This window comes from Pseudomonadota bacterium (assembly GCA_023229365.1).
Lineage (GTDB): Bacteria > Myxococcota_A > Polyangia > JAAYKL01 > JAAYKL01 > JALNZK01.
The window spans coordinates 1-7,448 of record JALNZK010000190.1; the positions used below are offsets into that span (position 1 = coordinate 1).

A 7,448-nucleotide genomic window follows, 5' to 3' on the forward strand; every position below is an offset into this window, starting at 1 on the left:
CGTGTCGGTGTCCGTGTCCGTGTCCGTGTCCGTGTCGGTGTCCGTGTCGGTGTCCGTGTCGGAATCCGCGTCGCCGGCCGCGACGTGGGTGTCGTTGCCGCACCCGCCGAACGCCGCCGCCGAAGCGAGAACCAGAACCGTCCCCAAAGCCGCCTTCCGCATCATCCATCCTCCTCGTGACTATTCTTCGAATACGTGCGTCAAATTGGTACTCTCGAAAAGGAGATCTACCATGAGATTCGTTCTTCCGCTCGTCGCGATAGGAGCAATCGCCGCGCTCGTCGCCCACGAGGCGGGTGCCTACCAGGGGTGCAGCCTCACCGTGCGCAACGGGACCGGCTCCTCGGTCGGCCGCATCGATTCGGACGGGACCTTCCGCAACGGGAGCGGCTCCTCCGTCGGCCGGTTCGAGGAGGGCGGCACGGTCCGCAACGCGAGCGGCTCCTCCATCGGCAAGGTGGACCCGGACGGCACGGTCCGCAACTCGAGCGGCTCCTCCATCGGCCGCGTCGAGGACGACGGGACGCTGCGCGGCTCCTCGGGCTCGTCGATAGGCCGCATCGAGCAGGACGGCACGGTGCGCAACTCGAGCGGCTCGTCCCGCGGTCGGTTCGACGGCTACTACCCGGCCTGTCGGCACATCTCCGCCGCGTACCTCTTCTTCTTCGAGCCGCTGCACACGTACTGAGCCGAATGCGGTATCATGGGCGTCGACCCCAACCCCAACACGGGAGGAGCCCATGTCGTTCTTCAGAATCCTCGTCGCGCTGACCCTGTTCGCCTCCGGCTGCGGCGGAGCGCTCGAGGCGGCGAACGAGGCCTGCCGGCAGGAGTGCAACACGGACTACATGTCGTGCGTCGAAACCACGAGCTGCGTCGACGTCCTCACGGGCGAGACCGGCCCGTGCAACAAGGAGTGCGCCGACAAGCGCGAGACGTGCGCGTCCGGGTGCGGGGGCTAGCCTGCCGGGACGATGGCGCCGGGCTCCTTGCAACGCGGCGAGTCGTGGCTACCTTCTTCTGGCGGCGAGGCGAAGCGGAACGCGCTCGCGCGGAGGGAGGGGACGATGAGCCTGGTCGGACAGAAGGCACCCGAATGGACCGCGGTCGCCCACGTGAACGGCGTGCAGAAGACCCTCTGCGGCGCCGACTTCGCGGGGCGATGGTACGTCCTCTATTGGTACCCCATGGACTTCACCTTCGTCTGCCCGACGGAGATCAAGGGCTTCCAGAAGCTGCTCGGCGACTTCGAGGACGAGAAGGTCGCGGTGATAGGCGCCAGCACCGACTCCTTCTACACGCACAAGGCCTGGTTCGCCGACCGCGAGACCTTCCCCCAGGAGATCACGCACCCGATCGTGGCCGACACGAGCCACTCGCTGAGCCGCGCCTTCGGCGTGCTCAAGGAGGATCAGGGCGTCGCCTTCCGCGCCACCGCCGTCGTCGACGGCCAGGGCGTCGTGCGGGCGGTGAGCGTCAACGACCTCTCGGTCGGCCGCAACCCGCAGGAGGTCCTGCGGACCGTGCAGGCGCTCCTGAGCGGCGGCCTGTGCGGCGCCGGCTGGAAGAAGGGCGACAAGTTCGTGGGGTAGGGTTCGCCGCGAGGGGGAGGATGCCATGAGGCGACTGGAGACACCCGCGGGGGAGGCCTGGCGCGAGCTCGTCGAGGCGCCGATCGCCCTGATCGTGCTCGCCAAGTCCACGTGCCCCGTGTGCAGGGCGTGGACCGAGGAGCTGTCCGCTTTCCTCGAGACCGACCGCCGGTGGACGGAGCTGCGCGTGGGCAGGATCTTCCTCTACGAGGAGGATGACCGGTCCGAGGAAGCCGCGGACGACGAGGAGGAGGACGGCACGCCAGACGCCATCGCCCGCGCCCTCACCGCCGCGACCGGGCCGCGCGGCGGCTTCGCGCGCGCGAACAGGGACTGGCTCGGCGAGGTGCAGGACCTGCCGCACAACGTCCTCTACGTGCGCGGCGAGCGGGTCAAGTCCTGGCCCGGCGCCGGCCTCGACCGGCTGATCAACCGCCTCGAAGGGATCGCGGGCTAGAGCTCCACGGCGTAGGCGCCGTCCCGCATGAGCAGCATCGCGCCGCCGTCGGCCATGTGGAGCTCGGCGCGCTCGATCACGACCTTGGGCTGGAACGCCTCGATGTAGACGCGGTCGATGTGCAGCACCTTGTCGGGCGCCGAGAAGCGGCTCGGCCCCACCTGCCCGCCGAAGTGGTCGGAGCGGCCGAACGCGATGTGCAGCCCGAGCTTCTCGTCGAGCAGGAGCTCGCCGATGGGCTGGATCCCGAAGTCGCCGAGCACGCCGAGCCCGAGCTCCGCGAGGTTGCCCAGCGCCGGCTCCTTGCGGAGGTGCTCGGCCTCCGCCCGCGACATGGGGTTGTCCGACACGACCTCGACCGCGACGTTCCCCTCCACGCGGTACACGACGACGTCGTCGCCGAGCTGCACCGGGAGCTCGCCGCGCGAGCCCGACGGATCGCCCGGGAGCTCGCCCTCGTACGGGACGATGTACGCCTCGCCCGACGGCAGGTTGCCGGCGTGCCCCGCGTGCGGGAACAGGCCGCTCGACTCGTGCGCGATGCGGTGCCGCAGGTCCAGGGTCAGCTCGTGCGCCCGTCCCTCGGCGCGGAAGAGGAGGTCGCACCGGGTCGCGTCGTCGAGCATCCGCTTGAAGCGGGAGACCTTCCTCCCGATCACGTCGTAGTCGAGCCGGAGCGACGGGATCATCGCGGCGCTGAAGCCGGGCATCGTCGCGGCGCGGAAGCCGGCCGACGGCGCGGCGAGCTTCAGGGGGGCCGTGGCGGAGAACTCGGTCGGCGCGAGGATGATCTGGTGCGTCTCGAACACCGCGTCGAACGGGACCGCCTCGCCCTCGAGGTCGCGCGCGTGCGCCGGGATGCCGCCGCCCTTGCCGTAGCGCGCCGTCGCGGGGAGGTTCGCGTTGTTGGAGCGCGTGTTCGGGTACAACACGAGCGAGACCCCGTCGAGGGCGAGCTGCGCGCGGCTCTCCTGGAGCAGCGCCGCCCACTCGGCCGCCATCTCGCGCCGGGCGCGCCACGTCTCGTGGTCCTTGACCACGTCGTCCGGCAGATCGACGAGGATCGCGAGCCGCTTGTCCCTGGCCGACGGCATGAAGACGCGGCGGACGAGCGCGACGAGCTCCGCCGCGGTCAGCTTTTCGGTCATCTTGGGTCCTCCCTCTCTCCCTCTCGGGCACCCGGAGTATGCGACGACCGCACGGGGGGATGGAAGACGAAAATGAGCCGAACCCGCTGCCTATCGCGGTACTATCGTGGAGCGGCTCGCTCGTTCACCGCCCCGAAGGAAGTGGAGGAAGAGGATGAAACACGCGACGATTGCACTGTGCCTGACGTTGGCTCTCGGTTGCGGCGACGACGGGTCGAGCGCGAACGGCGAGGGGATCGAGCTCACGGCGAGGCTGGTGGAGGGCGCCCAGACGCCCGGCGAGGAGGCGGCGAAGTCCTGGACCCCGCTCCTGGATCTCGGCGATCCGCTCGTCGGCTACCAGCTGTACTGCGTCACCTTCGCGGATCCTCCGGCCGCGGGCACGGGCACGGCGGACGGGGACGGGCAGGTCGTCATGACCCTGGACGCGGACGGGATCCCGTTCGGGTGCTTCGTCCTCGACACGGCGGGCGACCCCGTGGCCACGCTGATCTTCATGGGCGGAGGCGCGGAAAGCCAGACGATCACGCTCACCGAGGACACGGATTTCGGAGACATCGACGTCGACCTCGCGAACGGCGTGGCGGAGGGGGACGTCGGCTCCGACAGCAGCCTCACCGACAGCAGTGGGCTGACCTGCCCGCTCGGCACGTGGTTCACCGAGGTCGAGCGCGAGGACTGCGAGGGCACGACAGCCCGGGTCTGGATCGCGCAGGAGGCGGCCGGGCAGTACGTGGCGAGCTACACCATCGGACCCATCTGGATGAGCGACGCGGGGGCGTGCGTCGATCGCAGCGAGGCGGGCCTGCCCTTGGCCGAGAGCGGCGACACGCTGACGCTCGAGATCCAGCACGACCCGGTCGGTTGCCCGTCTCGGATGATGACGATCTCCATGACGCCGAACGCGGGCTGCACGGAGGTGGCCGCGCACGGATCGTTCGGCCCCTGCCTCTCGTGCGAGGAGGGCCAGTGCGGTTGCGACGAGGGGACCCTCATCTGTACGCAGGACTTCGTCCTCGCGCGCGACTGACCTCCGCGGCGCAATCGGGGGCAGCCCCCGCTTCGCGATATGCCCAGATTTCTTCCGAAGAAGGGCTCCCCGCTTCGCGATATGCCCAGATTTCTTCCGAAGAAGGGCTCCCCGCCGCGCGATATGCCCAGATAATTTCCAAAGGAGGGCTCCCCACCTCGCGGTATGCTCAAATTTCTTCCGAAGAAGGGCCCCCCACCTCGCGATATGCCCAGGTTTCCTCCGAAGAAGGGCCCCCCGCTTCGCGGTATGCCCAGATTTCTTGCGAAGAAGGGCCCCCCACTTCGCGACATGCCCAGATTTCCTCCGAAGAAGGGCTCCCCGCCTCGCGGCATGACCCCGGCTAAATGACCTTGAGACCTTTTCCGGGCGGCCACGGCGTGCTGGCGGTCAACCCGCTCGTGACGTTCAAAGTGCTCTTCCAGTGCAAGCGTTACAAGGACGGGCGGCAGGTGAACGTGAGCCAGGTCCGTGACTTCAGAGGCGCAATGGCGGGCCGAGCGGACAAGGGCATCATCTTGACGACGGGCACCTTCACATCTGATGCGCGGAAGGAATCGACCCGTGACGGCGTGCCGCCGATCGAGCTGGTCGACCAGGACAAGCTTGTCGCCATGTTCGAGCTTGCCGAGATCGGCCTCCGGCCGAAGAAAACCTTCGATGTCGATGTAGCGTTCTTCGAGGAGTTCCGAAAGTGACGGCGTCGGAAATGGCGCTCGGGCACCCGCGGTACGCTCTCTGTCTATGAGACATCCCCCTCACGAAACTTGGGCCACCGATTGTATCCGACCGCCGGATCATTCGCCCTGTGTTTGCGTATCAGCTCCGCTTCCTTCATCGCGACCTCGCTGTCGGTCGCGGTCTCGGACTCCCAGATGATCTCCCTCCGGATCGAGAAGTCACGGCGCTGCTCCCTGGTGAAGTCCTCGGCGATGAGGCTGCCGTTGGCGCTTCCGAAGTAGTTGATGCTGTCGGTCAGATCCTTGCCGACGTAGATCTTCCCGTTCGGGTACGTGATTTTGTAGATCACTTTCATCTCGTCGCCGCCGAGAGCCTTTCGAATCTGCCCCGCGGGTGCTCCATGTCGATCGCCGAGAATGGGCAGTCGTTGATGCTGTCCTCTATCTGGGCCAGCTCGTCGAACTTCGCATGGGCGCGAATCAAGTGCTTCATGTCGGTGATCGACCCCGTGACCCGCTGGTTGCCGTTCCTGTAGATCTCGGCGACGTCCGACCTCTGCTCAGGCCAGACTTTGCCGATCTCAGCGGCCACCTGCTCGAGGGACTTGAGCTCGGCGGCCGGGCGAATCCGCGTGAAGAGGGAGTCCTGGTGAACGATGAGGACGAGCAGCGGTCCCTTGTCGAGCTTGAGGAGGTCGACCACCCAGGCGCCGGTGTCGACCGCGGGCAGCGCGGCGTACCGCATCTTCCACCGCTTGGCCGCCTTGGCCGTCAACGCGATCACGTCGTCACCTCCTCGCGCAGCGTGGAACGACTCTACCGCAGCGTTCGGCAGCTCGTCCATGCCCGGGAAGCTCGCGTCTGACCGTTCCGTCGACGCCTCTTCTCGCTCGTTCTCTCCGCCGCGCGGGATTCGGACCGATCCGACTTATCGGACCTATCCGACCGATAGGTCGCGCGGCAGGCGGAAGAGCGACAGGGACCGGCGTCAGCCTCCGCCCTGGTGAGGTCTTTTTTCAGGGCTTCTCCGAGCAGTGTTATAGTTCGCCAGGGTCGAACTTTGTCGCGGAACATGTTTCATATCGATTTGCCAGAGCCAAAGTGCGCTCATGCTGCCTACGCGCGCGAAGAGTCGCCGAGGGGGATGAGATGAAGTCTTTCGGAACGATCCTGCCGTCCGCGTTCGCGGCCGGGATTCTGGTGATGGTCGCCTGCGGAGACGAGGACTATAGGCTCTGCTCGCCGGGAGACGTCCGAGAGTGTACCTGCGAGGGCGAATGGAGTGGCATGACCTTCGAGAGCACCCAAGTCTGCAACTCGGACGGGACCGGGTGGTACTGGTGTGATTGCCAGTTGCCGGATTGCGACGTCGACGCCGACACGGATAGCGACACCGACGACGATACCGACGCGGACACGGACACGAATACCGATACGGACTCGGACACACACGCGGATGCGGGTGCGGATGCAGCTCCCTCCGAAGAATAGCGACCGGCCGGTCGCCCCTACTCGATGATCGCGGGCTCCGCCGCCACCGCGCCGTCCATGCCGAGCAGCTCCCCCACCGAGAAGCCGACGAACGGCTGCTGCGGCACCGGGATCGCACCGGCCGCGACCCAGAACACGAGCTCCTCGGGCGAGAAGACGATCTGGTAGAGGGCGCCGTTGGTCGCGAGGCTCGAGTCGTTGTCGAAGTCGTCGATCGAGCTCTCCTCGAACGTGTAGGGGTTCACGCGGTCCCGCAGGATCTCGACGAGCACCTCGGGATCGATCTCGCCGTAGCGCGTGTCCACGCCGTCCGGGGCCGCGAGCTGCGAGAGCCTGTCGAACCGCAGGAGGCTCGACGCGCCGGCGGGCTCCATGTCCAGGCCCGCGGTCGTCTCGTCGACGAAGTGGTTGGTGAGCCAGAGCACGTCGTCCTCGGGCGCGCGCACGCCGACCGCCGTGGCCGTCATCTCGAACGCGGCCGCCTCCCCCGCCGTCCCGTCGGCCATGCCGAACTGCTCGACCGTCATGTGATCCGACCCGAGCACCGCGGAGGTCGCGGCGTCGAGCGAGTCCGCCCACGCGAGCAGCATGCCGAGCATCTGGACGTGGCTGCGCCCGACGAGGTCGTGCTGATCGCCGTCGAGCGGATCCGACTCGTTGGATCCGATGCTGAGCCCGTGCCAGTTCATGCCCGTGTACGGGCTCAGGCTCCCCGGGAAGCCCACCGTGACGTGGGGGTTCAGCCCGTCGGGCTCGCGCACGAAGATCACCGGGAACTCGACGAGGTAGTCGATGTCGCCCCAGTCGAGGATGCGCGCGTGGTAGAGCCGGCCGTCCGCGGTCGCCGCGCCGCGCGCCATGAGCTGCGAGCACCCCGGCGCGAGCGCCGTCCCCGCGCCCTTCACGGGCAGGTACTCGCCGAGGTACTCCACCAGGACGTCCCCGAAGTTGACGAGCAGGCACAGCTCCATGGTCCAGCCCACGTCGCCCGCGGCGGCCACCATCCCCTCGCACTCCTCGATGACCGCGGGGTACGAGTGCGAGGCGGCG

The 7,448-nt window shown here is 67.8% G+C and carries 11 protein-coding genes; 7 read left to right on the forward strand and 4 right to left on the reverse strand.

Features of this window, described 5'->3' with window-relative positions; genetic code table 11:
- The first annotated feature begins 232 nt into the window (after window positions 1–232).
- From M0R80_30350 to M0R80_30365, 4 genes are read left to right on the forward strand one after another with little or no spacing between them, the layout of a single operon-like run.
- On the forward strand, window positions 233–688 hold the full coding sequence (locus M0R80_30350) for a DUF3659 domain-containing protein (GenBank protein MCK9463940.1): 456 nt from the start codon (window positions 233–235) through the stop codon (window positions 686–688).
- Window positions 689–740: 52 nt separating this feature from the next.
- Window positions 741–962 (forward strand): hypothetical protein, encoded by a 222-nt coding sequence (locus M0R80_30355; protein ID MCK9463941.1) that lies wholly within the window; start codon window positions 741–743, stop codon window positions 960–962.
- A gap of 12 nt (window positions 963–974) precedes the next feature.
- Window positions 975–1,592: a peroxiredoxin gene (locus M0R80_30360; protein MCK9463942.1), complete on the forward strand. Its 618-nt coding sequence runs from the start codon at window positions 975–977 to the stop codon at window positions 1,590–1,592.
- Between the two features lie 25 nt (window positions 1,593–1,617).
- A complete protein-coding gene (locus M0R80_30365) occupies window positions 1,618–2,049 on the forward strand; it encodes a DsbA family protein (protein ID MCK9463943.1) in 432 nt (143 codons plus the stop codon).
- Here the strand turns inward: M0R80_30365 and M0R80_30370 are convergent.
- Window positions 2,046–3,197: a hypothetical protein gene (locus tag M0R80_30370; protein ID MCK9463944.1), complete on the reverse strand. Its 1,152-nt coding sequence runs from the start codon at window positions 3,195–3,197 to the stop codon at window positions 2,046–2,048. The genes M0R80_30365 and M0R80_30370 overlap by 4 nt on opposite strands.
- 154 nt (window positions 3,198–3,351) lie before the next feature.
- On the opposite strand from M0R80_30370, the gene M0R80_30375 reads away from it, so the two are divergent.
- Window positions 3,352–4,227 (forward strand): hypothetical protein, encoded by an 876-nt coding sequence (locus M0R80_30375; GenBank protein ID MCK9463945.1) that lies wholly within the window; start codon window positions 3,352–3,354, stop codon window positions 4,225–4,227.
- 347 nt (window positions 4,228–4,574) lie between these two features.
- Entirely contained in the window at window positions 4,575–4,925 is a 351-nt protein-coding gene (locus M0R80_30380; GenBank protein MCK9463946.1) for a restriction endonuclease, read from the forward strand.
- Window positions 4,926–4,969: 44 nt separating this feature from the next.
- On the opposite strand, the gene M0R80_30385 is transcribed toward M0R80_30380, so the two are convergent.
- A complete protein-coding gene (locus tag M0R80_30385) occupies window positions 4,970–5,263 on the reverse strand; it encodes a GIY-YIG nuclease family protein (protein ID MCK9463947.1) in 294 nt (97 codons plus the stop codon).
- The gene (locus M0R80_30390; GenBank protein MCK9463948.1) at window positions 5,260–5,751 is read right to left on the reverse strand and encodes a hypothetical protein; all 492 of its coding nucleotides are present in this window, start codon (window positions 5,749–5,751) and stop codon (window positions 5,260–5,262) included. The genes M0R80_30385 and M0R80_30390 overlap by 4 nt, the downstream gene beginning before the upstream one ends.
- Window positions 5,752–6,056: 305 nt before the next feature.
- Here M0R80_30390 and M0R80_30395 point away from each other — a divergent pair, with 305 nt between their 5' ends.
- Window positions 6,057–6,398: a hypothetical protein gene (locus tag M0R80_30395; GenBank protein MCK9463949.1), complete on the forward strand. Its 342-nt coding sequence runs from the start codon at window positions 6,057–6,059 to the stop codon at window positions 6,396–6,398.
- A 17-nt stretch (window positions 6,399–6,415) separates the two neighbouring features.
- On the opposite strand, the gene M0R80_30400 is transcribed toward M0R80_30395, so the two are convergent.
- Window positions 6,416–7,448: C45 family autoproteolytic acyltransferase/hydrolase (locus tag M0R80_30400; GenBank protein ID MCK9463950.1), on the reverse strand; the 1,033-nt coding region annotated here is incomplete at its 5' end.

Bases quoted from the DNA above. Each gene is read 5' to 3' on its own strand.
- M0R80_30355 (MCK9463941.1), top strand. From the start codon at position 741: ATGTCGTTCTTCAGAATCCTCGTCGCGCTGACCCTGTTCGCCTCCGGC.
- M0R80_30385 (MCK9463947.1), bottom strand. From the start codon at position 5,263: ATGAAAGTGATCTACAAAATCACGTACCCGAACGGGAAGATCTACGTC.
- M0R80_30350 (MCK9463940.1), top strand. From the start codon at position 233: ATGAGATTCGTTCTTCCGCTCGTCGCGATAGGAGCAATCGCCGCGCTC.
- M0R80_30375 (MCK9463945.1), top strand. From the start codon at position 3,352: ATGAAACACGCGACGATTGCACTGTGCCTGACGTTGGCTCTCGGTTGC.
- M0R80_30370 (MCK9463944.1), bottom strand. From the start codon at position 3,197: ATGACCGAAAAGCTGACCGCGGCGGAGCTCGTCGCGCTCGTCCGCCGC.
- M0R80_30395 (MCK9463949.1), top strand. From the start codon at position 6,057: ATGAAGTCTTTCGGAACGATCCTGCCGTCCGCGTTCGCGGCCGGGATT.
- M0R80_30365 (MCK9463943.1), top strand. From the start codon at position 1,618: ATGAGGCGACTGGAGACACCCGCGGGGGAGGCCTGGCGCGAGCTCGTC.
- M0R80_30380 (MCK9463946.1), top strand. From the start codon at position 4,575: ATGACCTTGAGACCTTTTCCGGGCGGCCACGGCGTGCTGGCGGTCAAC.
- M0R80_30390 (MCK9463948.1), bottom strand. From the start codon at position 5,751: ATGGACGAGCTGCCGAACGCTGCGGTAGAGTCGTTCCACGCTGCGCGA.
- M0R80_30360 (MCK9463942.1), top strand. From the start codon at position 975: ATGGCGCCGGGCTCCTTGCAACGCGGCGAGTCGTGGCTACCTTCTTCT.